At 62.4% G+C, this 25,954-nt stretch carries 16 protein-coding genes and 1 tRNA gene; 5 read left to right on the top strand and 12 right to left on the bottom strand.

The features are described 5' to 3' along the window. Position 1 precedes the first annotated feature (1 nt). Complete coding sequence (gene betA, locus NKH05_RS09975) at positions 2–1,654, top strand: choline dehydrogenase (protein ID WP_023718434.1); 1,653 nt, start codon at positions 2–4, stop codon at positions 1,652–1,654. Positions 1,655–1,711: 57 nt separating this feature from the next. After that, on the top strand, positions 1,712–3,175 hold the full coding sequence (betB, locus tag NKH05_RS09970) for a betaine-aldehyde dehydrogenase (protein ID WP_023718435.1): 1,464 nt from the start codon (positions 1,712–1,714) through the stop codon (positions 3,173–3,175). Here the strand turns inward: betB and NKH05_RS09965 are convergent. Further along, entirely contained in the window at positions 3,139–5,409 is a 2,271-nt protein-coding gene (locus tag NKH05_RS09965) for an AGE family epimerase/isomerase (protein WP_352848163.1), read from the bottom strand. The two genes, betB and NKH05_RS09965, sit on opposite strands and share 37 nt — an antisense overlap. A gap of 15 nt (positions 5,410–5,424) precedes the next feature. Beyond that, positions 5,425–6,939 (bottom strand): phosphomannomutase/phosphoglucomutase, encoded by a 1,515-nt coding sequence (locus NKH05_RS09960; protein ID WP_502899438.1) that lies wholly within the window; start codon positions 6,937–6,939, stop codon positions 5,425–5,427. A 205-nt stretch (positions 6,940–7,144) separates the two neighbouring features. Here NKH05_RS09960 and NKH05_RS09955 point away from each other — a divergent pair. Further along, positions 7,145–7,221: transfer RNA gene (locus tag NKH05_RS09955), tRNA-Pro, on the top strand. 70 nt (positions 7,222–7,291) lie between these two features. Here the strand turns inward: NKH05_RS09955 and NKH05_RS09950 are convergent. The 4 genes from NKH05_RS09950 to NKH05_RS09935 form a co-directional block, all read right to left on the bottom strand. Then, positions 7,292–8,911: an ABC transporter ATP-binding protein gene (locus NKH05_RS09950; RefSeq protein ID WP_023718438.1), complete on the bottom strand. Its 1,620-nt coding sequence runs from the start codon at positions 8,909–8,911 to the stop codon at positions 7,292–7,294. Position 8,912: 1 nt separating this feature from the next. Beyond that, the gene (locus tag NKH05_RS09945) at positions 8,913–10,031 is read right to left on the bottom strand and encodes an ABC transporter permease (RefSeq protein ID WP_023718439.1); all 1,119 of its coding nucleotides are present in this window, start codon (positions 10,029–10,031) and stop codon (positions 8,913–8,915) included. After that, entirely contained in the window at positions 10,024–10,947 is a 924-nt protein-coding gene (locus tag NKH05_RS09940) for an ABC transporter permease subunit (RefSeq protein WP_023718440.1), read from the bottom strand. Before NKH05_RS09940 ends, NKH05_RS09945 begins: the two co-directional genes overlap by 8 nt. Before the next feature lie 166 nt (positions 10,948–11,113). Then, entirely contained in the window at positions 11,114–12,706 is a 1,593-nt protein-coding gene (locus tag NKH05_RS09935; protein WP_023718441.1) for a peptide ABC transporter substrate-binding protein, read from the bottom strand. 373 nt (positions 12,707–13,079) lie between these two features. Between NKH05_RS09935 and NKH05_RS09930 the strand changes: the two genes are divergently transcribed. Together NKH05_RS09930 and NKH05_RS09925 are read left to right on the top strand one after the other, a co-directional pair. Continuing rightward, positions 13,080–13,559 (top strand): TadE family protein, encoded by a 480-nt coding sequence (locus tag NKH05_RS09930; RefSeq protein ID WP_084642568.1) that lies wholly within the window; start codon positions 13,080–13,082, stop codon positions 13,557–13,559. A gap of 1 nt (position 13,560) precedes the next feature. Further along, positions 13,561–15,345 (top strand): pilus assembly protein TadG-related protein, encoded by a 1,785-nt coding sequence (locus NKH05_RS09925; protein WP_023718443.1) that lies wholly within the window; start codon positions 13,561–13,563, stop codon positions 15,343–15,345. 13 nt (positions 15,346–15,358) lie between these two features. Here NKH05_RS09925 and bglA read toward each other — a convergent pair whose 3' ends face one another. The 6 genes from bglA to glgB all read right to left on the bottom strand — a co-directional run bounded on the left by bglA (position 15,359) and on the right by glgB (position 25,829). Then, a complete protein-coding gene (gene bglA / locus NKH05_RS09920; RefSeq protein WP_023718444.1) occupies positions 15,359–16,987 on the bottom strand; it encodes a beta-galactosidase BglA in 1,629 nt (542 codons plus the stop codon). After that, the gene (gene glgX, locus NKH05_RS09915; protein ID WP_352856949.1) at positions 16,977–18,980 is read right to left on the bottom strand and encodes a glycogen debranching protein GlgX; all 2,004 of its coding nucleotides are present in this window, start codon (positions 18,978–18,980) and stop codon (positions 16,977–16,979) included. Before glgX ends, bglA begins: the two co-directional genes overlap by 11 nt. 253 nt (positions 18,981–19,233) lie before the next feature. Beyond that, positions 19,234–20,862 (bottom strand): alpha-D-glucose phosphate-specific phosphoglucomutase, encoded by a 1,629-nt coding sequence (locus NKH05_RS09910; protein ID WP_353025341.1) that lies wholly within the window; start codon positions 20,860–20,862, stop codon positions 19,234–19,236. Positions 20,863–20,865: 3 nt separating this feature from the next. Continuing rightward, entirely contained in the window at positions 20,866–22,311 is a 1,446-nt protein-coding gene (gene glgA, locus NKH05_RS09905; RefSeq protein ID WP_352856951.1) for a glycogen synthase GlgA, read from the bottom strand. Between the two features lie 3 nt (positions 22,312–22,314). Beyond that, positions 22,315–23,580: a glucose-1-phosphate adenylyltransferase gene (glgC, locus tag NKH05_RS09900; RefSeq protein ID WP_023718448.1), complete on the bottom strand. Its 1,266-nt coding sequence runs from the start codon at positions 23,578–23,580 to the stop codon at positions 22,315–22,317. 35 nt (positions 23,581–23,615) lie between these two features. Beyond that, the gene (glgB, locus tag NKH05_RS09895) at positions 23,616–25,829 is read right to left on the bottom strand and encodes a 1,4-alpha-glucan branching protein GlgB (RefSeq protein ID WP_352483653.1); all 2,214 of its coding nucleotides are present in this window, start codon (positions 25,827–25,829) and stop codon (positions 23,616–23,618) included. Positions 25,830–25,954 lie beyond the last annotated feature (125 nt).

Raw genomic sequence — 25,954 nt, 5'->3', positions numbered from 1 at the left:
CATGCTTGAAGCGGATTTCGTCATCATCGGCTCCGGCTCGGCCGGCTCGGCCATGGCCTACCGGCTGTCGGAGGACGGCAAGCATTCGGTGATCGTCATCGAATATGGCGGCAGCGATATCGGGCCGCTGATCCAGATGCCGTCGGCGCTGTCGATCCCGCTCAACATGAGCCTCTACGACTGGGGCTTTGCCAGCGAGCCGGAGCCGCATCTCGGCGGCCGCGTGCTGGCAACGCCTCGCGGCAAGGTCATCGGCGGCTCATCCTCGATCAACGGCATGGTCTATGTGCGCGGCCATGCCCGCGACTTCGACCATTGGGCCGAACAGGGCGCGGCCGGCTGGGGCTTCGCAGACGTGCTCCCGTACTTCAAGCGAATGGAGGACAGCAATGGCGGCGAGAATGGCTGGCGCGGCCATGGCGGCCCGCTGACTGTGCAGCGCGGCTCGCGGACCAATCCACTCTACGGCGCCTTTGTCGAGGCAGGCCGTCAGGCCGGTTTCGAGCTAACCGATGATTACAATGGCGCGAAGCAGGAAGGTTTTGGGCCGATGGAGCAGACCATTCGTGGCGGTCGCCGCTGGTCGGCGGCGAGCGCCTATCTCAGGCCGGCACTCAGGCGGAAAAATGTCAGCTTGGTCAAGGGGTTCGCCCGACGGGTAATCATCGAGAATCAACGCGCCACCGGAGTCGAGATCGAAGCGCGCAAGCGGATTCAGGTGATCAGAGCGCGGCGTGAGGTGATCGTTGCCGCGTCCTCGATCAACTCGCCCAAGATCCTGATGCTGTCCGGCATCGGCCCCGGCCAGCACCTCAAAGAGAACGGCATTCCGGTGATTGTCGACCGGCCCGGCGTAGGCCGCAATCTGCAGGACCACATGGAACTCTACATCCAGCAGGAATCGACAAAGCCGATCACGCTGAACTCCATCTTGAACCCGTTCTCGAAGGCATTGATCGGCGCGCAGTGGCTGTTCTTCAAGTCCGGCCTCGGCGCCACCAATCATTTCGAGGCGGCCGCCTTTGTGCGCTCGCGCGCCGGCGTCGATTATCCCGATATCCAGTATCACTTCATACCGGCAGCAGTCCGCTATGACGGCAAGGCGGCGGCGAAGGCGCATGGCTTCCAGGCGCATGTCGGGCCGATGCGGTCGAAGTCGCGCGGTTCGGTCACGCTGCGCTCGCCCGATCCCAAATCGAAGCCGGTGATCCGCTTCAACTACATGTCGCATCCGGACGACTGGACGGAGTTCCGCCACTGCATCCGGCTGACCCGTGAGATCTTCGGGCAAGCGGCCTTCGATCCTTACCGCGGCAAGGAACTGTCGCCGGGTTCGCACGTACAATCGGACGACGAGCTCGACGCCTTCATCCGCGACCACGCCGAAAGCGCCTATCACCCTTGCGGCACCTGCAAGATGGGCCGTGCCGACGATGCGATGAGCGTCGTCGATCCGGAATGCCGCGTCATCGGCGTCGAAGGGCTGCGGGTCGCCGATTCCTCGATCTTCCCGCGCGTCACCAATGGCAATCTCAACGCGCCGTCGATCATGACTGGCGAGAAGGCCGCCGACCACGTTCTCGGGCGCTCGCCGCTGGCGCCGTCCAACCAGGAACCATGGATCAATCCGCGCTGGCAGGCGTCGGACAGATAGGCCATGATCCGGCGGACGCACATTCCGCCTGCCGCGAAAGACGATTGGAGAACAGTCATGCGCGCCCAGCCAACGGCATCGCATTATGTCAACGGCCGCTATATCGACGACGAGCGCGGCGCGCCGCTGCCGGTCATCTATCCGGCGACCGGCGAGACCATTGCCATGCTGCGCTCGGCGACGCCGAACGTGCTTGAACTCGCGATCGAAGCCGCGCGTGCGGCACAGCCGGCCTGGGCACGGCTGAAGCCGGTCGAGCGCGGCCGCATACTGCGCCGTGCCGCCGACATTTTGCGCGCCCGCAATGCCGATTTGGCGCGTATCGAGACGCTCGACACCGGCAAGCCGATCCAGGAGACGCTGGTTGCGGACGCCCCTTCGGCGGCGGATTGCCTCGAATATTTCGGCGGCGCGGTCGCCGCCTTTAATGGCGAGGCCGTCGATCTCGGCGGTCCCTTTGCCTATACCAGGCGCGAGGCGCTCGGCGTCTGCGTCGGCATCGGCGCGTGGAACTACCCGATCCAGATCGCCGGCTGGAAATCCGCACCCGCCCTCGCCATGGGCAATGCGATGGTGTTCAAACCGTCGGAAAACACGCCGCTTTCAGCGCTGGCGCTCGCCGAAATCTACACCGAGGCCGGGCTGCCCGACGGGCTGTTCAATGTCGTGCAAGGTTTTGGCGATGTCGGCGCCGGCCTTGTCGGCCATGAGGTCGTCGCCAAAGTCTCGGTGACCGGCTCAGTGCCGACCGGCCGCAAGGTGCTGTCGCTCGCCGGCTCGAAGATGAAGCACGCGACGATGGAGCTCGGCGGCAAGTCGCCGCTGATCGTCTTCGAAGACGCCAACCTCGAAAACGCCATCGGCGGCGCGATGCTCGGCAATTTCTATTCGACCGGTCAGATCTGCTCCAACGGCACACGGGTCTTCGTGCAGCGCAGCATCCATGACCGTTTCGTCGAAAGGCTGACCGAGCGGACCAAGAAAATCCGCATCGGCGACCCGCTCGACCAGGACACGCAGATGGGGCCGCTGGTCTCGAAGGCGCAGCACGACAAGGTCGTCTCATACATCGAGGCCGGCAAGCAGGATGGTGCGGTGCTCGCCTGCGGCGGCAATGTGCCTTCGCTGCAGGGTTTTCAGGGCGGCTTCTTCGTCGAGCCGACGGTGTTCACCGGTGTCACCGACACGATGCGCATCGCCCGCGAGGAGATTTTCGGGCCTGTCATGAGCGTGCTGAAGTTCGACAGCGAGGACGAGGTGATCGAGCGCGCCAACGACACCGAATTCGGCCTCGCTGCAGGCGTGTTCACGCGCGACCTGGCGCGCGCCCACCGTGTCATCGCCGAATTGCAGGCCGGCACCTGCTGGATCAACGCCTACAATCTGACGCCGGTCGAAATCCCGTTCGGCGGCTTCAAGCAGTCCGGCATCGGCCGCGAGAATTCGCTCGCGGCATTGGCACTCTATTCGCAGCTAAAGTCGGTCTACGTCGAGACCGGTGATGTCGCCAGCCCGTACTGATCCTTGCGGGCCGTACCGTCCAGATACTGCGTCAGCGCACAGACCAGATGGTAGAAGATGCTGGCCGGCACCTCGCTTGCCAGCGAGCGGCCACGCTCGTCGATGCGGTCGATCCACAGGCCGAGCGGTGCCGGATTGATGTGCCAGCGGAACAGCCGGCCGACACGCGCCTCGATTTCCGGCTTCAGGTCGGGACCGCCCGAGCCGTCCAGCGCGATCGCTGCCTTGATTGCTTCGGCCTGCGGCCAACTGCGCGAGACGCGGTCGAGCGGCAGCCCTTGCCGCGAGACGGCGCCGTAGGCGAGGCCTGTGGCGCGGTTCAGGCCATTGGCAATCGCCGACGCGTAGAGTTTCCTGGCGAGGCCGGTCAAGCCGCTTTGGCCGCTGCGGCCCGCGAAGTCGACCAGCAGCGAGGCCCATTCGAAATGATGGCCCGGTTCGGTCCACGTGCCTTTCTCGCCAGGGGCTGGCCGCCATTCATTGTCGAAATACTCACCCAGCGTCCAGCTTTCCGGGTCGAAGAAATGGCTGCGGAACAGATCGACGATGCGCGCGGCGCGGCGAAGATAGGCGCGCTCGCCGGTCGCCTGATGCCAGGCCAAAAACGCCTCGAGCAGATGCATGTGCGGGTTGGAGCGGCGTTCGCCCTCGCCGCTCGAGGTCTCGCGGAAGCCGGTCAGGCGTTCGTCCTCGAGATGCGCGTCGATGAACGCAAAGGTCTCCTCGCCAAGCCGCAATGCATCCGGATTGCCGCACATATGGGCATGCGCCAGCGCCAGAAGCACGCAGGAATGGTCATAGGCATCCTCGGCGGCATCGGCGACGGTGCCGTCGACGTTGAGCGTGCGCACCCAGCCGCCATTATCGGTGCGGCCGTTCCTGGCCATGAATTCGAGGCCGTGGCTAATCAGCCGATCGGCCGGGCCGTTCCAGCCGCGCGCCTTGGCGACGGCGAAGGCATAGATCTGCCTGGCCTGCGTGCGCATGCGCTTGGGTTTCATCAGCGGGGTGGCGTCGAAACCGAGCGCCTCATGGAACCCGCCATGGCGCTCATCGACGCCGATCGTCGACCACAGCGGCACCGTCTCCTCGAACAGCCAATGGTGCACGCGGCGTTGCCAGGCGCCGCTTTCGATGACGCGATCGTCGGCGGGCGTGAACCTGGTCTCCAGGCGGCCGCTCTTTTCGAGCTGCTCGACGATCTTCTTGACGTTCTGGCTGTGGCTGACCGGCGCGACGAAAGTGGCGTCGGCGGTCGAGACGATGGCGACGTCCTTCAGGCCAATGGCCGACAGCAGGCGGCCGTCGCTGCGGATATAGGAGTTCTCGCAATCGATGGCGACGACGTCGCCGACAATGACGTTGCCCTGCTTGTCGGACGGCCCGACATCGAGCAGCGATTGCCAGGAACCGAGATCGTTCCAGCGAAAGCCGGCCGGCACCATGGCGATGCCGCTGGCGCGCTCCATGATCGCATAGTCGATCGATGTCGAAGGGATGGCGGCATAGAGCTCCAGAGGCATGTAGAGGCCGGAAAGATCCGATGTCGCAGCCTGGTAGGCAGCCTCTGTGGCGCTCCAGATGTCTGGCTGGAAAACGATGAACGCGTCGCGCATGGCACTGGCGCGAAACAGGAAGATGCCGGTGTTCCAGTAGAAATTGCCGGCCTCAAGATAGCTCTGCGCGGTGGCGAGATCGGGTTTTTCGACGAAACGCGAGACATCGCAGATGCCATCGCGCTCGCCTGCCACCTCGATGTAGCCATACCCGGTCTCCGGTTGGGTGGGCTTGATGCCGAACACCACCAGCCTGCCTTCGCGCGCCGCCGCCGTGCCGGCCTCGACGCTCCGCCAGAATTGCTGCGCGGTCGCGATCTCATGGTCGGACGGCACCACCAGCACCAGGCTGTCGCCGAATTCGGACAAAGTGCGCAGGCTTGCCAAAGCGACGGCCGCGGCAGTGTTGCGTCCGGTCGGCTCGAACAGCGGGCCGCCGCCGGAAAGCTCGTGGCCGGCAATGTCGGCATGAACGCGGTCGGCGTGCCTTTCCGAGGCAATCAGGAAAACCGGCGTTTCGCCTTCCGGCCGCGCAGTCAGCCGGCGTAGCGTCTTGGCCAGCATCGAGCCGTCGCCGGAGAAATCATGGAACTGCTTGGGATTGTCCTCGCGCGACAGCGGCCACAGCCGCGAGCCGATGCCGCCGCTCATCACAAAACTGACGATCCGTTCGGTCATGAAAATAAGTCCCGCTCAAAAGGTCTGATTGTAGGCGCCGACTTCCGGGCTGCGGCGCAGCACCGCGTCGACGGCTTCGAACATCTGGCGACGCCGCTCGGACGATACCGGGCTTTCGACCACCACCACAAGCTCCGGCTTGTTCGATGATGCCCGCACCAGCCCCCAGGTACCATCCTCCGCCACGACCCTGACGCCGTTGACGGTGATCAGCTCGGCGATCTTCTGGCCGGCGAAGACCGCGCCCTCGTCCTTCATCTTGCGAACATCGCCTACGACCCGCTCGACGACGCCGTATTTGAGCTCGTCGGCGCAGTGTGGCGACATAGTCGGCGTGCCGAACGTCAGCGGCAGATCGCGGTAGAGGTCGGCCATGCTGCTTTGCGGGCTGCGATCCAGCATCTGGCATATAGCAATGGCCGTGACCAGGCCATCGTCATAACCGCGGCCAATCGGCGGATTGAAGAAGAAGTGGCCCGATTTCTCAAAACCGGCGACAGCGCCGAGCTCGGCGACGCGCCGTTTGATGTAGGAATGACCGGTTTTCCAATAGTCGGTGACCGCGCCATTTTCCCGCAACACCTTGTCGGTCATGAACAATCCGGTCGACTTGACGTCGACGACGAAAGTCGAGCCGGGATAGAGGTGTGAGATGTCGCGCGCAAGCATGACGCCGACCTTGTCGGCGAAGATCTCGTTGCCTTCATTGTCGACCACGCCGCAGCGGTCGCCGTCGCCGTCGAAGCCGAGCCCGACATCGGCGCCAGTTTCCAGCACCTTGTCGCGAATGGCGTGCAGCATCTTCATGTCTTCGGGGTTGGGATTGTAATTCGGAAACGTATGATCGAGCGCGACGTCGAGCGGAATCACCTCGCAGCCGATCCTTTCCAGTGCCTCGGGAGCGAAAGCCCCGGCGGTGCCGTTGCCGCAGGCGGCCACCACCTTGAGCTTCCTCGAGATACGCTTTCCCGCTGTCAGATCGTCGAGGTAGGTTTTGCGGAAATCCGCAACGAAGTCATAGGAGCCGCCACCGACAAGGTCGAAATCGCCTGAGAGCACGATCGCCTTCAGCGCGCTCATCTCCTCCGTACCAAAAGTCAGCGGGCGCGCCGCGCCCATCTTGACGCCGGTCCAGCCATTCTCGTTATGCGAGGCGGTGACCATGGCGACGGACGGCGTGTCGAGCGCGAATTGGGCGAAATAGGCCATCGGCGACAAGGCCAGCCCGACATCCTTGACCCGCGCGCCGGCGGCCATCAGCCCGGAAACCAGCGCCAGCTTGATGGCAAGCGAATAAGAGCGGAAATCGTGACCGGTGACGATGTCGGGTCCGGCACCCAGACGGCGGATCAGCGTGCCGAGCCCCATGCCGAGCGCCTGGACGCCGATCAGATTGAGCTCCGGCGGCTCGTTCGAACCGGGATGGCCAAACCACCAGCGCGCATCATATTCGCGAAACCCGGATGGCTTGATCAACGCCGAGGTTTCGAACTCAAAAGTGTTTGGTTTGACATCGCTAACGATCTTCATCGACAAGGCTGCAACTCCAGGCGGCTGAATCAGATGCTTCGAGGCAAGTGGACGGTTACCTAGAAGCCCCTTTAAGCCGTGTTTGTGCGACAGGAAACTGAAACCTGTATGACGTAGCGGCTAAAGCGAAAGAAATGCGACGGAAGCGCTGCCATTGGCGCTTGCAGTAACCAAATGCGGCGGCTATAAGCCCGCGGTCTGGTCACGGAGTGTAGCGCAGCCTGGTAGCGCACATCGTTCGGGACGATGGGGTCGCAGGTTCAAATCCTGCCACTCCGACCAGAAAAAACAGCGGCTTAGCTGTTCTTGTTCCCGAAACAACCACCTTCCGCCGCAGTTCTGACCAATCGCGCTATGCGCTCAGGCGAAATCGCGTCACATCGATGGCCGCGGCCATCAGTGTCTGCGTATAGGTTGCCTGCGGATTGCTGAAGATCGCCTCGGACGGCCCCTCCTCGACGATCTTGCCCTGCTTCATGACGATGATGTAGTCGGCCATGGCGCGCACGACCGCGAGATCGTGGCTGATGAACAGATAGGACAGTTCGTGGTCGGCCTGCAGCTTGCGCAGCAATTCGACGATCTGCTTCTGCACGGAGCGGTCCAGCGCCGAGGTCGGCTCGTCCAGCACCACCACTTTCGGCTTCAGTATCATGGCGCGCGCAATGGCGATGCGCTGCCGCTGACCACCGGAGAATTCGTGCGGATAGCGGTTGCGCGTGTTCGGGTCGAGCCCGACTTCGAGCAAGGCATCGACGGCGCGGAGATCGCGCTGCCTGCCCGACAGATTGGGCTCGTGGACCAGGAGCCCTTCGGTGATGATCTGGCCGACGGTCATGCGCGGCGACAGCGAGCCGAACGGGTCCTGGAAGACCAGCTGCAATTCGCGCCGCAGCGGCCGCATCGCCTGGCGGTCGGCGTGGGAGATGTCGCGGTCGCCAAGCCGGATGATGCCGTCGCTGGGCAGGAGCCGCAGCAAGGCGCGGCCGAGCGTCGACTTTCCCGAACCGGATTCGCCCACGATGCCGATGGTCTGGTTGCGCTTCAGCCGGATCGAAATGCTATCGACAGCGCGCAATATCAGCGGTTCTCCACCAAGAAAGCCGCCGCCGATCTTGAAGGTCACTTCGACGTTCCTGCCTTCGAGCAGGACGGGGGCATTCGGAGGCGGCGGGGCCTTGGTGCCGGTCGGCTCGGCGGCAAGCAACATCTTGGTGTAGGCGTGCTGCGGGTTGACGAAGATTGCTTCCGCCTCGCCCTCCTCGACGACCTCGCCATAGCGCATCACATAGACCCGGTCGGCAAAGCGCCTGACGATTCCGAGATCGTGGGTGATGAAGACGATCGCCATGCCGAGCTTGCGCTGCAGTTCGGCGAGCAGCATGAGGATCTGCGCCTGGATGGTCACGTCGAGCGCCGTCGTCGGCTCGTCGGCGATCAATATGTCGGGGTCATTGGCCAGCGCCATGGCAATCATGACGCGCTGGCGCTGACCGCCCGACATCTCGTGCGGATAGGATTTCATCCGCCGCTCCGGATCTGGAATATGGACCAGCCGCAGCAGCTTGAGCGCCTCTTCGCGCGCCTCGGCGGCGCCAAGCCCGCGATGCTTGCGGATCGGTTCGATCAACTGGCTACCGATCGAATAGAGCGGGTCGAGCGAAGTCATCGGCTCCTGGAAGATCATGCTGATCTTGCGGCCGCGGATCTTGTTGAGCTCGGGCTTGCTCAGGGTCAAAAGATTGCGGCCGCGGTAGTCGACGCTCCCGGTGGCTTCGCCGTTCGAGGCCAGCAGGCTCATCGCCGCCATCATCGTCTGGCTCTTGCCGGAGCCGGATTCGCCGACGACGGCTACCGTCTCGCCTGATTTAACATGGATATTGATGCCCTTCACCGCCTCCACCACGCCGTCGAGCGTGCGGAAGCGGACGCGAAGATCCTTGACGCTGAGAATGGTTTCGGAAGCAGCCATCTCAACGATCCCTCGGGTCGAGCGCGTCGCGCAGCCCATCGCCGACGAAATTCAGCGCGAACAATGTCGAGACGAGAAAGAAGGCCGGGAACAAAAGCAGCCAGTTGGCCGAGCCGATATTCTGGGCGCCGACCGAAATCAGCACGCCCCAGCTGGTCATCGGCTCCTGGACGCCGAGCCCGAGGAACGACAAAAAACTCTCCAGGATGATGACCTGCGGCACCAGCAGCGTCATGTAGATCACCACCGGCCCGAGCAAATTGGGGATCACATGGCGCAGCAGAATGCCGCGCTGCCCGACGCCCATCGCCTCCGCCGCCTGGACATATTCCTGCCGGCGGATCGATAGCGCCTGTCCGCGCACGATGCGCGCCATGTCGAGCCACAGCACGGCGCCGACGGCCAGGAACATCAGCACGAAGTTCCTGCCGAAGAACACCACCAGCATGATGACGAAGAAGATGAACGGCAAAGAATAAAGCACGTCGACGATACGCATCATCACCTCGTCGACCCTGCCGCCGGCAAAGCCGGCGGTGGCGCCATAGAGCACGCCGATCACCACCGCCACAATGCCGGCAAGCAGGCCGATGGCCAGCGATATGCGCCCGGCCATCAGCGTTCGCGACAGGAGATCGCGGCCGGTATTGTCGGTGCCGAACAGGAAATATTGCTGCTTGATCGATGCACTCATCACCATTTCGAGACCGTCCGGCGATTTGCTCTCGATCTTTGTGTCATCGAAGGTATCGGAACGATCAAGGTAGCGAATGTTGCGGTCGTCGATCGGCTTGGACGATCTGACGGTAACGAACACACGGCTGCCCTCCTGCCGCCACTCCTTGATGTCGACGCGCATACGCCTGATCGCCTCGTCGAGAGCGCCTTCGATCATGTCGGCCTTTGGATAGGCGGAGAAGCTCGGCGGCGTGCGGACATAGTCGCCATAGATGGTGGTGTATTGGTGCGGCACGAAAGAGGGTCCAAACACGCTGATGACGGCGATGAAGGCAAGATAATAGAGGCTGAACATGGCCGCGCGGTTGGCCTTGAGGCGCGCCCACGCATCCCCCCACAGGGATCGGCCGACGACCGGTGCTGCAACTGCGATATCAGTCATAGCGCACCCTCGGATCAACGACACCATAGAGGACGTCGACGATCAGGTTGAAGACAATGGTGAAGAGCGCGATGACCACCACCGTCCCCATCACCAGTGTGTAGTCGCGATTGAGTGCGGCAACGACAAAATGGCGGCCGATGCCCGGGATAGAGAAGATGGTCTCGACGATGATCGAGCCGGTGAGAAGGGCTGCGGCCGCCGGACCGGTGAAGGAGACGATCGGCAGGATGGCGCCGCGCAGCGCATGCTTGACGACGACCGACCAGTTCGACAACCCAAGCGCGCGGGCGGTGCGGATGTGATGCGAGTGCAGCGATTCGATCATCGAGCCGCGCATCAATCGAGCGACGATGGCGATCTGCGGCAGAGCGAGCGTCAGCACCGGGCCGACCTTATTGATGACGGCTCCATCGCCCCAGCCGCCGATCGGCAGCAGCTTCCAGGTCAATCCGAATACAAGCTGGATCACCGGAGCGATGACGAAGGTCGGAATGGTGCTGCCGGCGGTCGCCAACGCGATCACCGAATAGTCGGCAAGCTTGTTCTGGTTGAGCGCGGCAACAGTGCCGAGCACGCTGCCGAGAAGCAGCGCCAGAACGAGCGCCGAAGCGCCGAGTTGGATCGAGATAGGCAGGCCTTCCCTGAACAACTCGCCGACGGTGAAATCCGGCATGTTGTAGCTGGGGCCGAAATTGCCGCGCAGAAGATTGCCTAAATAATGGAGGTACTGCAGCCAGAGCGGGTCGTTGAGCCCGAACTGGGCTTCGAGATTGGCCCTGATCTCGGGGCTCAGGCCCCGCTCCTGGTTGAACGGGCCGCCCGGCGCGACGCGTATCAGGAAGAACGCTATGGTCACGATGACGAACAGCGTCGGGATGGCGGTCAGCAGCCGCCGAAATACGTAACGCAGCATCGGTGCCCCGCTTGATCCAGAGCAGCGCGCGTCCAACTGGACGATTGCGCTCTAGCCTTCAAATCTTCGCACCGACATTGTCGAAAATCGAATCCGGTTCCCGGGCCGATGCGATGGCAAACCAGCGCCGCCGCGCATCGAGTTGCGCGGCGGCCTGGCTAAGGGATCAGTCCTTGCTGATGAAGCGGGACGGATGGATGTCCATCACATTGTCGTCGAAGCCGTGCAGCTTCGAGGAAACGATGTCGTGGTAGCTGTAGTAGAGAAGCGGGATGTTACCGACATCGTCGACGAGGATGCGCTCGGCCTTGGCGAGTTCCTTCATGCGCTCTTCGGGCTTGCCGCCGGCGGCGGCGGCCTTGTCCATGGCCTCTTCGTATTTCGGGCTGACGTAGCTCGAATAGTTGTTGCCGCTGGCCTTGCGGGTGATGCCAAGGAAGGTTTCCGGATCCTTGTAGTCGGCGATCCACGCGGCACGCGCCACATCATAGTCGCCCTTCTGCTCAAGGAAGGAGTAGTGGGTCTTGGTATCGGTGTTGAGCAGCGTGACCTCGACGCCAAGCGGCTTCAGCTGTTCCTGGATGGCGACAGCGGTGTTCTTGTGGTTTTCCGAGGTGTTGTAGCGGATCTGCATCTTCAACGGATGCTCGGGCGTATAGCCGAGCTTCTCCAGGATTTTCTTGGCTTCATCCTCGCGGTCGATCTGCGGCATGTCAGCGTATTTGGCCAGTGCCGGCGTGTAGCCCTCGATGCCCGGAGGCACCATCGAATAGCCGGGCAGCATCGAATTCTGCCAGACTTTTTCGGCGAGAAAGTCGCGATCGATCGCCATCGAGATGGCGTTGCGCAGTTCGACATTGTCCCACGGCGCCTTGTCGGTCTTGATCGCATAATAGTAGGTGCCGAGATATGGCCCGACACGGACCTGGTCGCCGAATTTGGACTTGAGATCGGCGAGCTGTTCCGTCGGCAGGTCACCGTAACTGTCGAATTCGCCGGCCTCGAAGCGCTTCATCGCAGACGAGCGATCCTCGGTCGGGATGTAGTTGACCACGTCTAACTTGACGCTGGCGGCGTCCCAGAATTTCGGATTCTTCACCAGCTTGAGATGGTCGTTGGGAATCCACTCCGCCGCTGTAAAGGCCCCGTTGGAGACCAGCTTGCCTGCCTTGATCCAGTCGGCGCCAAGCTTTTCGATGGACGCCTTGTTAACCGGAAAGGTCGCCTGATGGGTCAGCATCTCCAGGAAGTAAGGCGTTGGCGCCTTGAGGGTGACTTCGAGGGTATTTGCGTCAATCGCCTTGACGCCCATATCCTCCGGCTTTCCCTTCTTGGTGTTGACTTCCTCGGCACCCTTCACCGGATAGAGCATGGAAGCGTATTCGGCAGCGGTGGCCGGATCTTCCAGCCGACGGAACGAATAAACGAAGTCGTCCGCCGTCACCGGGCTGCCATCCGACCAGAGGCCGTCCTTGCGCAGCTTGAAGGTGTAGACAGTGCCGTCGTCGGACACCGTCCAGCTTTCGGCTGCGCCCGGAATGAGGTTCGTCTTCTGGTCATGCATGACGAGGCCCTGGAACAGGTCGCGTATGATATCGGCTTCGTAGACCGTCGAGGTCTTGTGCGGATCGAGCGTCTCCGCTTCGGCGGCGGCTCCGCGGTTGTAGACGGTTTCGGCGAAAGCCGGCGTGTAGAACGTACCGGCGGCCAAGACCATGGTCGTGGCGAGTACCGTCGCCTTCAGCACATGTTTCAGCATGGAGTTCTCCCTAATGACGTCGCCCTTCAGCTACGTCTCTAAGTGTTGACGCCCCGAAACCGATTGGCTGGTTCCTTTCGAGCGCGCAGCCGGTTCCCTTTCCGGCAGCTGGTGGCCAAACAGTAACGTGGAGATTTTTTATTTCAACAGACTCTCGGGGTCACCCAAAGTAAGGGGGCCGGGGCAGCCGCTTTGCGAACCGCCAATCAATGATCGAAAGCATGAGTTTGGCTGGGTTTCCTGGCCAGAACGCCGATAATCTGGCTGATCATTTCAGTTTACCGGAATGTATTAATTGGTTCTTAGGCAACCAAGGGTTACAAATCCCGATGGGTTCGGCACATCGACCTTTATGGTCCAACGGGCAAGGGCAATGAACAAGATAGACAGTAATACTGTCACATTAAAGCGTAAAATATTGCGCCCAATAAGGGCAAATCTACGCAAAATTGGAGAAGAATCCGGAACTTCCGCGGTCGAATTCGCCCTGCTTTCCCCGATCTTTATCCTGCTCGTACTCGGAATGGTTGCATATGGTATCTATTTTGGTGCAAGCAACTCGTTGCAGCAAATCGCCGCCGATGCCGCCCGTACTGCAATTGCCGGATTGAACCAAACCGAGCGCCAGGCGCTGGTGGCGGGTTTCGTCAAAAACAATGCCAGTGGATACCCGTTCGTCGATTCCGGCAAGCTGACCTATCAGGCGACGGACAGCACGGCCGACGGAAATCAGTTCGTCGTGTCGATCCAGTACGATGCCAGCAACCTGCCGATCTGGAACCTGTTGCCCAGCCTTGCGATGCCGCAAACCACGATCTCGCGCAGGTCTACCATCAGGATTGGAGGCATTTGAAATGTCGCAGTTCTTGCTGAGGGGCATCGGGCGGATCGCTCGCTCCATCGTTGGCGACAAGAAGGCGAACTTTGCCGTCATGACTGCGCTGATAGCGCCATTCGCGCTGGGGCTGGCGGCCTTCGCTGTCGACGAAGGTTCGATCTACACGGAGCGCAGGGAAGCCCAGGCGATGACCGATCTGGCGGCGATCACCGCGGCGTCGAACATCAACAATATGGAAGCCGCGGCGGTAACCACGCTCAGTGACAACCGAATGCCCGGCATCATTGTTCAAAAGCCGGGTGAGACAATCGTTCCCACGGTTGGGAAAACCGTCGTGTCCGTCACCGGCGGCCGATACTCAGCGGCGTCCTCGGTCGGGGTCGACAAGCGCTTCGAAGCCGGTAAAACGCCTTACAACGCCGTTCGCGTCACTCTACACAAAATCCCCGCCCGGTATTTCGCCAGTTCGCTCATCCCTACTCCGGTTGTCGGCACCGAAGCCATTGCCAGCATGACGCCGCAAGCGATGTTCTCGGTCGGATCCAGGCTTCTCAGCGTCAACGGCGGCATCCTCAACGCGCTTCTCAGTAAGCTGCTGGGCGGAAACATCTCGCTCAGCGTCATGGACTACAACGCGCTGATTTCGGCCGACGTCAACGTGCTTTCGTTCGTCGATGCCCTTGCGGTGCAGTTGCAACTGACCGGCGTCAGCTATTCCGAAGTGCTGGCCTCGAAAGCGACGGTAGGCCAGATCGCGACCGCCATGGCCAATGCTTCGGGGACGGGCAGCGCCAGCAAACTTGTCCTACAGACAATCGCGTCGAGGGCTACCAACACGGCCAAGATACCGCTCAATCATCTTGTCGACCTTGGTTCGATCGGCAAGCTCGGCCTCGGACAAAAGTCTCCAGGCTTTTCCGTCGACGCAAGCGCGATGGGCATGCTGGGTGCCGCCGCCTCGCTGGCCAATGGCTCAAACCAGGTCCAGGTCGATCTCGGCGCCACTATTCCGGGACTTACCTCCACCACGCTCGCCGTCGCCATCGGTGAACCGATGCAATATTCACCCTGGCTGGCCGTCGGGGAAAAAGGCACCGTGGTGCGCACTGCGCAGACACGAATCAAGCTGGTCACCACAGTCGGCATCGGCAATTCCAATCTCGGCGGCGGCATCAGTCTGCTGTCCGTCAACCTGCCTCTGCATGTCGAAGTCGCCTATGCGGAAGCCAAACTAACCGACATCAGCTGCCCGACGGGCCGGCCGGATAGCATCAAGGTCTCGATCGCCGCGCAGCCTGGCGTGGCCTCGCTGCACCTTGCCGCCAGCGACGCCGACAACAACCCATCGGCCTTCGCCGATTTCAGCAATCCGCAATCGTTCTCCGATGCCACGATTGCACAGGTAAGCGTGAAGCTCCTGCTGCTCACCCTCAATCTGCTCGATGTGAAGGGTTCTTCAGCACTTGCGATCACCAACAACGATCCGACCACATTGACGTTCGACAGCACCGATATCGCCAACAAGACGATAAAGACGGTTTCGACGAAGAACCTGACGCAATCGCTCACCACGTCACTGGTCAGCGGGCTGTCGCTCTCGGTCAATGCGCTGGGCCTCGGGCTGGACGTGACGGCTCTGCTCGGAACGGTGAAGCCGGCGGTGGTAACGGTTCTGAACGGCGTGACGGCGCCTGTCGACGCACTGGTTTATAACGTTCTTGCAGCGCTTGGCGTGCATGTCGGCGAGGCCGATGTCCGGGTTGTCGGCGCGACTTGCGGGCGCTCCGTACTCGTTCAATGAGATCAAATAGAGATCAGCCGATCCGGCCGAGAAAGCAGCCGAGCGGCGGCAGGGATAGAGCTCCTTCCTGCAAGACGCCGGTAGTACTGCCAAGATCTATCGGCTCTATCACATCCAGATCCGGCGGCGATTGCCAGCCGGCCGGCTCATCGGCAAAATTGAAGACGCAGAGCAGCTTTTCGTCACCGCCTTCGCGAATGAAGGCAAGGACGTCGCCCTCAGCATCGAGAAACCGGATCGAGCCTCGAACCAGCGCCGGATGCTGCTTGCGCAAGGCCAGCATCGCCCGGTAGCTCGCCAGGACGGAGGTTTGCTCGCCGTCCTGGACATCGACCGCGCGGGCGCGATGGTTTGCCGGGACCGGAAGCCACGGCTTGCCGGTTGAAAAGCCGGCATTATCGGCGCCAGCCTCCCAGACCATCGGCGTGCGGCACCCATCCCGCCCCTTGATCTCCGGCCAGAAGCGGATGCCGAAAGGATCGCGCAAATCCTCGAACGCCAGCTCGGCCTCCTCCAGCCCGAGCTCCTCGCCCTGATAGAGGCAGATCGACCCGCGCAGGCAAGAAAGCAGCACGATTGAGAATTTCGCCACCCTGTCCGGATCGCCGCCCGGCCTTGTCCAGCGGCTGACATGGCGCACGACATCGTGGTTGGAGAATGCCCAGCAAACCCAGCCGTCGAACACCGTACTCTCGAAGGCCTCGACACAACCGCGCACATGCGCCGCGGAGAATTGCGGGCCAAGCAGGTCGAACGTGTAGGACATTTGGAGCTTGTCGCCGCCGCCCGTGTAGGCGGCAAGCGTCTGCAACGAACGGCTTTCGTCACCAATCTCGCCGACCGCGGCGCGGCCTTCGTACTCGTCAAGCAACGCCCGGAAGCGCCTGAGAAAAGCAAGGTTTTCCGGCTGCGTCTTGTCGAACAGATGCTCCTGGTAAAAATAGGGGCTGGTTGCCGTATTGGTGCCGGCGACGCTTTCCGCCAAAGGCGGGTTGCTGCGGAGCCAGCGGTCGTGGACGTAATAGTTGACCGTATCCAGCCGGAAACCGTCGACGCCACGCTCGAGCCAGAACCGCACCGTTTCCAGCAAGGCGTCCTGCACCTGCGGATTGTGGAAATTCAGGTCCGGCTGCGAGGCGAGGAAATTATGCAGGTAATATTGCCTGCGCGTTGCGTCCCATTCCCAGGCGGGGCCGCCGAAAAGCGACAGCCAGTTGTTGGGCGCGGTGCCGTCGGGCTTCGCATCGGCCCAGACGTACCAGTCGGCCTTGGCGTTATCGCGGCTCGTTCGGCTTTCGACGAACCATTCGTGCCGATCCGACGAATGTGACAAGACCTGGTCGATGATCACTTTCAGGCCGAGCCGGTGCGCCTCTGCAATCAGCGCGTCGAAATCCTCTGATGTGCCGAACATCGGATCGACGGCGCAGTAATCCGATACGTCGTAGCCCATGTCGGCCATTGGCGACTTGAAGAAAGGCGACAGCCAAACGGCGTCGACACCGAGCGATGCGACATGGGCAAGCCTCGAGGTGATGCCGAGGAGATCGCCGCTACCGTCGCCTGTCGTGTCCTGGAAGGAGCGCGGGTAGATCTGGTAGATGACGCAGCCGCGCCACCATTCGGCATTGTCACCCATCATGGCTCTCCCCTGCGCCCGCCTGCGCGGCCCTGCTTTCGATCATGAATATGACCATTCGCCCCAAAACCGGCCGTGAGATATCGCCACTATCCGTTTCGATGGCTGGGCACCAATGAAAACCCGCCCGTTCCGGCAGCGTGAACATGCAGGCCCGACGGTCACCATTGATGATCACGGCAAGGCGACCGTCCTCATCGCCGAGAACCATGACCAGCCGATGCCGCCTAGGATCGTGCCAGGCTGCTTCGTCGAGCGGCACGCCGGTTTCGCTCAGCCAGACGACGTCAGCTATTTCCGAGCCGGCCGCAGGCTCGCCGGTGAGAAAGCTTGCGTCCAAAAGCGCCGGCGCGGCACGACGCATCTTGGCGAGCAGAGCCGTGTACCGCTCCAGCGCCCGGTCGCGCCCGGCCCAGTCGAGCCAGGTGATGTCATTGTCCTGCGCGTAGGCGTTGTTGTTGCCGCGCTGCGTGCGGCCGAATTCGTCGCCGGCCGTCAGCATGATCGTGCCGCGCGAGGCAAAGAGCGTCGCCAGCAGTGCGCGTTGGTCATCGAAACGGGCCGTAACGATTGACTGGTCGTCGGTCTGGCCCTCGACGCCATTGTTCCAGGACAGGTTGTCGTCGTGGCCGTCGCGGTTCTGTTCGCCATTGGCCTCGTTGTGCTTGTGTTCATAGGCAACGATGTCGGCCAGTGTCATCCCGTCATGTGCGGCGATGAAATTGATGCTGCGGACCGTTGCCTGGCCTGGTTTGGCAAAGACATCGGACGACCCCGCAAGCCGCGTCGCCAGCGCACCGATCATGCCGCCGTCGCCGCGCCAGAAGCGGCGGATATCATCACGGTATTTGTCGTTCCATTCGAGGAAGGGCGGCGGAAAATTGCCGAGCTGATAGCCATCCGGTCCGATGTCCCAGGGCTCAGCGACCAGCACACGGTCGGCAAGAACTGGGTCGTTGCGAATGGCGTTCAGCAGCGGCGCATCGGCGTCGAAAACGCCGTCGACGCGGCCAAGGATCGGCGCCAGGTCAAAGCGGAACCCGTCGACACCGGCGTGCTGGACAAAGTGGCGAAGCGTGTCGAGGACCATTTCCCGGACGACCGGATGATCGCAGGCAACCATATTGCCGGTTCCGGTGTCATTGACCAGAGCGCCGTCGGCCTCGTGCCGGTAGTAGGCGCGGTTGTCGAGCCCGCGCAGCGACAATGTCGGGCCGAGCCGGTCGCTTTCGCCGGTGTGGTTGAACACCAGGTCGAGAATGGTACCGATGCCGGCCTCGCGCAGCGCGGCGACCGTTTCGCGCAGCTCAGCCAGACCGCCGGGCGCTAGTCGCGGATCCAGCGCCATGAAGGTCACGGGATTGTAGCCCCAGGCGTTGCCCAGCCCGAGCGGCGGCAAATGCCGTTCGTCGATCGATGCAGTCACCGGCATCAACTCCACGGCTGCAACGCCGAGTTTTTGCAGATGCTCGACAACAAGAGGATGAGCGAGGGCTGCAATGGTGCCGCGTTGCTTCTCGGGAATGTCGGGATGCAGCTTTGTGAAGGCGCGCACCTGCACCTCGTAGATGAGGCCGCCGGGCCTAAACAGAGGCGGCAAGGCGGGCAAGGGTTCCGGCAAGGCGCCGGCAATGGCCTTCGGCATCAGCGACGCCGTGTCGCCCCCCTCGCCCTGGCGTGCGGCGAGCCGGCCGTCATAGGCATAGGGTCTGTCGATCTCGACGGCATAGGGATCGGCCAGCAGCTTGTCGGGATCGAACCAGAGCCCCTGTTCCGGCGCGTAGTCGCCATCGGCGCGGAACCCGTATCGGGTGCCGGCGGCGAGACCGGCAACAAAAAGCGTATGCACGCCGTCGCCCTCGGGCTGCAGTTCAAGCCGGTCGATCTCGCGCCTTCCTCGCTCGTCGAAAATCGAGACCCAGATGCGCCGAGCCGACGAGGACCATACGGCGAAGCGAATGCCTTCTTTGGTGATGGTTGCGCCGAGTTGGCTCACGCGCGCTCACAGCAGCAGGTCGTAGACAGTTTGAGGCGTTGCCAGGTTAGCTCCCCCTTCTCCCCTTGTGGGAGAAGGTGTCGCCGAAGGCGACGGATGAGGGGTGCTCCAGCTTGGCGCGGACGGCATTCCTTCCAACACCCCTCATCCGTCTCGGCGCTTCGCGCCGATCCACCGCCCGGGGGCGAGCCACGGGTCTCGCCCCGTCCTTCGGACCCCACAAGGGGAGAAGGAAAGGCGCGCCGCTCCAAGCTCACGTAATCACGCTCGGCTTGGCGCGGCCGGTATGGCTGCGAATCCAGGCAATGTCGTCGGCCGCCGCAATCAGATCGGCAAGCGCCTCCTGGGTGTCGAGATCGTGGCGGCTCTTGTCTGGCTCGTAGCGCTCGAAATAAAGGCGCAGCGTCGCGCCCGAGGTGCCGGTGCCGGACAGGCGGAAGACGACGCGCGAGCCGCCTTCGAACAATACTCTTATGCCCTGGTTCTTGCTGACCGAGCCGTCGACCGGATCGTGATAGGCGAAATCGTCGGCGCTGGCGATTGTCATGCCGCGCACGCTGGTGCCCGGCAGCGAGCCAAGTTTGCCGCGCAGTTCGTCGACAAGCGCATTGGCGCGATCGGTCTCGACCTCCTCGTAATCGTGGCGCGAATAGTAGTTGCGCCCATAGGCCGCCCAATGCTCGGTGACGATCTGCCTGGCGCTTTCGCCGCGCGCGGCAAGGATGTTGAGCCACAAAAGCACGGCCCACAGGCCGTCCTTTTCGCGGACATGATTGGAGCCGGTCCCCGCACTCTCCTCGCCGCAGATCGTCGCCATGCCGGCATCGAGCAGATTGCCGAAAAACTTCCAGCCGGTTGGCGTTTCATAGATGCCGATGCCGAGCTTTTCGGCGACCCGGTCGGCAGCACCGCTGGTCGGCATCGAACGGGCGATGCCTTTCAGCCCGGCCTTGTAACCCGGAGCCAGATGGGCATTGGCGGCGAGCATCGCCACCGAATCCGACGGGGTGATGAAAATGCCCTTGCCGATGATCAGGTTGCGGTCGCCGTCGCCGTCGGAGGCCGCGCCAAAGTCGGGCGCATCCGGCCCCATCATCTCGTCGTAGAGGTGTTTTGCATGCACCAGATTGGGATCGGGATGGTGGCCGCCGAAATCCGGCAGCGGGATAAAATTACGAGCGGTGCCGTTCGGCGCCCCTAGCCGGTTTTCGAGGATCTCCTTGGCATAGGGGCCGGTCACCGCATGCATGGCGTCGAAGCGCATGCGGAAGCCTGATTTGAACAACGCCCGCAAGGCATTGAAATCGAACAGGCTTTCCATCAGTTCGGCATAGTCGGCGACCGGATCGATGATCTCGACGGTCATGTCTCCTGCCTCGACCGTGCCGATCGTGTCGATGTCGACCGGTCGGATATCGGCGATCTTGAAGCTCGAAATCACCTTGGTTTTTTCGAAGATCGCGTCGGTCAGCTTTTCCGGCGCCGGGCCGCCATTGCCGGCATTGTACTTGATGCCGAAATCCTCATGCGGGCCACCCGGATTGTGGCTGGCGGACAGGATGATGCCGCCGAAGGTCTTGTATTTGCGGATGACATGCGAAGCGGCCGGCGTGGATAAGATACCGCCCTGCCCGACCATCACCTTGCCAAAGCCGTTTGCCGCGGCCATGGCGATGGCCTTCTGGATGACCTCGCGGTTATAAAAGCGGCCGTCGCCGCCGATCACCAGGGTCTTGCCTTCGAACCCGTCCAGCGCGTCGAAGATCGACTGGATGAAGTTCTCGGCATAGTGCTCCTGCTGGAACACCGGGACCTTTTTACGCAGCCCGGAGGTGCCGGGCTTCTGGTCGGGATAGGGTTTGGTGGCGACAGTGCGGATCATCAGTCAGGCAGCCCTTTTCGAAAGCAACAAGCGATAGAGTCGGACATATTTTTCGGCGCTTTTGTCCCACGACACGTCGGCCTTCATGCCTTGCCGCTGCATCGACGCCCACACCGCGGGATTGGCATGCGCTTCGACAAGGCGGCGGATGGCGTGCAGCAGGGCGCCAGCAATGGGGGGCGCAAACTGGAAGCCGGTCGCCACGCCGGCAGAGATGGCGGCTTCGTTGGCATCGATAACCGTGTCGGCAAGGCCGCCGGTACGCGCGACGACCGGCACGCAGCCATAGCGCAGGCCGTAAAGCTGCGTCAGCCCGCAAGGTTCGAAGCGCGACGGGATAATGATGGCGTCGCAGCCGCCCTGCATGGTGTGGGAGAGCCCCTCGTCATAGCCGACGACGACGCCAATGCGACCACGATGGCGGGCTGCGGCGGCAAGCAACGCGCCTTCGAGCCCGGCGTCGCCAGACCCAAGGATTGCCAGCCGTGCACCTGCCGCGACGATACCGTCGACGGCGGCCGCCAATATGTCCATGCCCTTTTGCCAGGTCAGCCGGCTGACAACGCAGACGATCGGGCTGTCATCGCGATCGAGGCTGAAACGGTCCTCGACCGCGGCCTTGTTGGGCATTCGCGCCTTAAGCGTCTTTGCCGTGTAGTTGGAGACCAGATGCGTGTCGGTTTCCGGGTTCCAGATCTCGGTATCGATGCCGTTGACGATGCCATGGAGATCGACGGAGCGCATGTTGATCAGGCCGTCGAGGCCCATGCCGAATTCGGGCAAGCGGATTTCCTGCGCATAGGTCGGGCTGACCGTGGTGATCGCCCAGGCGGCCTGCAGGCCGGCCTTGAGGAAGCCGACGCCGCCATAATATTCGACGCCGTCGAGCGCCATCGCCGCCGCCGGCAGGCCAAGCTCGCCAAAGATGCCGGCGCCGAACTGGCCCTGGAAGGCGAGGTTATGGACGGTGATCATCGACGGCGTGCCGACCGCCTTGCCGTAGCGCATATAGGCGAGTGTCATTGCCGACTGCCAGTCATGGGCATGGACGATATCGGGCAGGTAGCCGGAGATGGCGCCGGCAGCAATATCACCGCCGACCTGGCTCAAGGCCGCGAACCGCCGCCAATTGTCCGGCCAGTCGGCGCCGGTCGCGTTGCCGTACGGGCCGCCGGGACGGTCGAAAAGATGCGGCGCGTCGAGCACAAACAGGTCGAGCCCGGCGATCTGGACGGCATGCACCGAAGCCTTCCCACCCTGCAGCAATGGATATTGCTGAACCGCCTTCTTTTTCCTGAAGGCGCCCATCACCTGAGGATAGCCGGGGACGAGCGTGCGCATGTTGACGCCGTTGCCGGCCAATGCCACGGGCAAGGCGCCAGTCACGTCGGCGAGCCCTCCGGTTTTGACCAGCGGAAAGATCTCGGGCGCCACCGACAGAACCTGCATGCACTACGATCCCAGCCTGTTGACCATGTCCTGCGTGACCAGGCAGATGCCTTTTTCCGAAACGCGGAAACGCTTGGCGTCGAGGACAGGATCCTCGCCGACCACCAGCCCCTCCGGGATCCTGACGCCGTGATCGATGACCACGCGCTTCAGCCTGGCGTTGCGGCCGACATGGACGTCGGGCAGCATGACGACCTCCTCCAGCGTCGAATAGGAATTGATGCGCGCGCCGGTGAAGATCAGGCTTCGCTTCAGCGAAGCGCCCGAAACGATGCAATCGCCCGACACGAGAGACGACACGGCCGACCCGCGGCGGCCATCTTCGTCATGCACGAACTTTGCCGGCGGCTTCAACTCGGCGTAGGTCCAGATCGGCCAGTCGCGGTCGTAGAGGTCGAGTTCCGGCGTGATGTCGGTCAGGTCGATATTGGCTTCCCAATAGGCGTCGACCGTGCCGACGTCGCGCCAATAGGCTTCGTTCTCGGCGGTCGAGCGCACGCATGATTTGGCGAAGCGATGCGCGATCGCCTTTCCGTGTTCGACGATGTAGGGGATGATGTCCTTGCCGAAGTCGCGGCTGGAGCCGGGCTCCGCCGCATCGCGACGCAATTGCTCCATCAGGAACTTGGTCTTGAACACATAGATGCCCATCGAGGCCAGCGCAAAATCCGGCTTGTCGGGAATGCCCGGCGGATCGGCGGGCTTTTCGATGAAGGAGATGATGGTGTCCTTGGTGTCGACATGCATGACGCCGAAGCCGGTGGCTTCCATGCGCGGCACTTCGAGGCAGCCGACGGTGACATCGGCGCCGGCCTCTACATGCTGGCGCAGCATCAATTCGTAATCCATCTTGTAGACGTGGTCGCCGGCCAGGATGACCATGTATTCCGGCCCATAGGCCTCGATGATGTCGATGTTCTGGTACACGGCGTCGGCGGTGCCCTCATACCACTGTGTTTCCGACACACGCTGGCTGGCCGGCAAGATGTCGAAACTCTCGTTGCGCTCGGGCCGCAGGAAGTTCCAGCCGCGCTGCAGGTGGCGGATCAGCGAATGCGCCTTGTACTGGGTGGCGACGCCGAGGCGGCGGATACCGGAATTGAGCGCATTGGACAGCGCGAAATCGATGATGCGGGTCTTGCCGCCGAAATAGACCGCCGGCTTGGCGCGGCGGTCGGTCAGTTCCTTGAGCCGGCTGCCACGGCCGCCGGCCAGCACATAAGCCATGGCGTCGCGTGCCAGCGGCTGTGTTCGTTTTGTTTCAGCCATTCCTATCCTCCCAGGTTAGATGCTCCAGACATAGCTCAGTCCGGGACGAATTCGAGCATGATCGTCGACAGCGGCGGCAAAAGCATCGTCGCCGAAATGCCTCCTCCTTCCGCCCGAGCCTCGACGAGGCCGCTGTTGCCCTTGCCGGAACCGCCATAGTCCGTGGCGTCGGTGTTGATGATCTCGCGCCATTTTCCGGTCTGCGGCAACGGCACGCGGTAATTGTCGCGCGGCACCGGCGTGAAGTTGGAAATGACGGCGACCGGGTTGCCGCCCGGCGCGCTGCGCAGCCAAGCGAACACCGAATTCGCGCTGTCATCGACGATCAGCCAGGAAAAGCCCTCCGGCTCGCAGTCGCGGGCATGCAGCGCCGGGCGCGAGCGGTAGAGATAGTTGAGATCGCGCACCGTCTGCCAGACACCACGGTGGAGCCGGAAATCGAGCAGGTTCCAGTCGAGCGCGCGCGCCTCGCTCCACTCGCGGCGTTGCGCGAACTCCTGGCCCATGAACAACAGCTTCTTGCCGGGATAGCCCCACATGAAGGCGTAATAGGCGCGCAGCGTCGCGAATTTCTGCCAGTCGTCGCCGGCCATCTTGTTAAGCAGCGTTCCCTTGCCGTGCACCACCTCGTCATGGGACAGCGGCAGCACGAAGTTCTCGCTGAAGGCGTAGACCAGGCCGAAGGTGATGTCGTTGTGGTGATGCTTGCGGAAGATCGGCTCCTTGGAGAAATACTCCAGAGTGTCGTGCATGAAGCCCATGTTCCACTTGAAACCGAAACCCAGTCCGCCCTCGTGCACCGGCTGCGAGACTTTCGGCCACGAGGTCGATTCCTCGGCGATGGTCATCACACCCGGATGGTGGCCGTAGACCTCCTTGTTCATCCGTTGCAGGAAGCTGACCGCTTCCAGGTTCTCGCGCCCGCCCCTCTCGTTGGGAATCCATTCACCAGCCTTGCGCGAATAATCGAGATAAAGCATCGAGGCGACCGCATCGACGCGCAGACCGTCGACGTGATATTTCTCTGCCCAGAACAGCGCATTGTTGACAAGAAACGAGACCACCTCGCGACGACCAAAATTGTAGATCGCGGTGTTCCAGTCGGGATGGAAGCCCTTGCGCGGATCGGCATGTTCGTAGAGTGCGGTGCCGTCGAACTTTGCCAGACCGTGTTCGTCAACCGGGAAATGCGCCGGCACCCAGTCGAGGATGACGCCGATGCCGGCGCGGTGGGCACCGTCGACGAAGCGGGCAAAACCGTCCGGATCGCCAAAGCGGGCGCTCGGCGCATAGAGACCGGTCGTCTGGTAGCCCCAGGACGGGTCATAGGGGTGTTCGGAGATCGGCATGAATTCGATATGGGTGAAACCCGTCTCGACCACATAGGGGATCAGCCGGTCGGCGAGCTCGTCCCATGACAGGAAGCTGCCGTCGTCGTGAAGCCGCCATGAGCCGGCATGGACCTCGTAGATCGATACGGCTTCGCGCCTGTGGTCGGCATTGCGCCAGTAGTTCCGGTGCGCCTCGTCGCCCCATTCATGCACCGGCGGCAGCGCCGTCACCGAGGCGGTAGCCGGGCGCAGTTCGGATTTGAAGGCGAACGGATCTGCCTTGAGCGGCAATCTCACGCCATCCGGCCCGATGATCTCGTATTTATAAGGGCGGCCGGCGCCGATGTCGGGAATGAACAGCTCCCAGATACCGGTATCGCGGCGGTCGCGCATGGTGTGCCTGCGGCCGTCCCACTCGTTGAAGTCGCCGACCACCGAGACACGCCTTGCATTGGGCGCCCACACCGCAAAATGTACGCCCGATGCACCCTCATGGTCGATGAGATGAGCGCCGAGCTTGTCGAACAGCCTGAGATGCGATCCTTCGGCGATGTAATAATCGTCCAGCGGGCCGAGCACGGGGCCGAAGGAATATGGATCGGTCAGCCACCAGTCGCCGCCGGCGTTCCTGGCGTGATAGCGCAGCGGCTGGCGTTTGCGCAGCGACAGTTTGCCCTCGAAGAAGCCGCGATCGTCGCGTCTCGACAGCTCGCCGGCCTTCTTGCCGGTCAGCGTATAGGCGGTGACGGACTCGGCATGAGGGACGAAGCAGCGGCCGACAAAGCCCTTCCCCGCCTCATGCACGCCAAGCACGGAGAACGGGTCGCCATGCGTGCCGGCGACAATCGCCGCGACATCGCCGGCTGGCGCCAGTCCGTCCGGCCCGCTTGTCGCAACGGTCGCGCGAGGCTTGCTCATCAGGCAGTGTCCCTCCTCGGGCACCAAGTGCGTGTTTCTAGTGAAGTTTTGAATTCGACAGTCGCAGGCCGCCTGACCTTCCAAGGGATGCGAAGGTCAAATCACTCCACTAGGGCCACATTGTT

Origin of the sequence: Mesorhizobium sp. M1399 (genome assembly GCF_040317735.1) — a bacterium.
Classification (GTDB): Bacteria; Pseudomonadota; Alphaproteobacteria; order Rhizobiales; family Rhizobiaceae; genus Mesorhizobium.
This window is presented reverse-complemented; position numbering and strand designations above follow the sequence as displayed.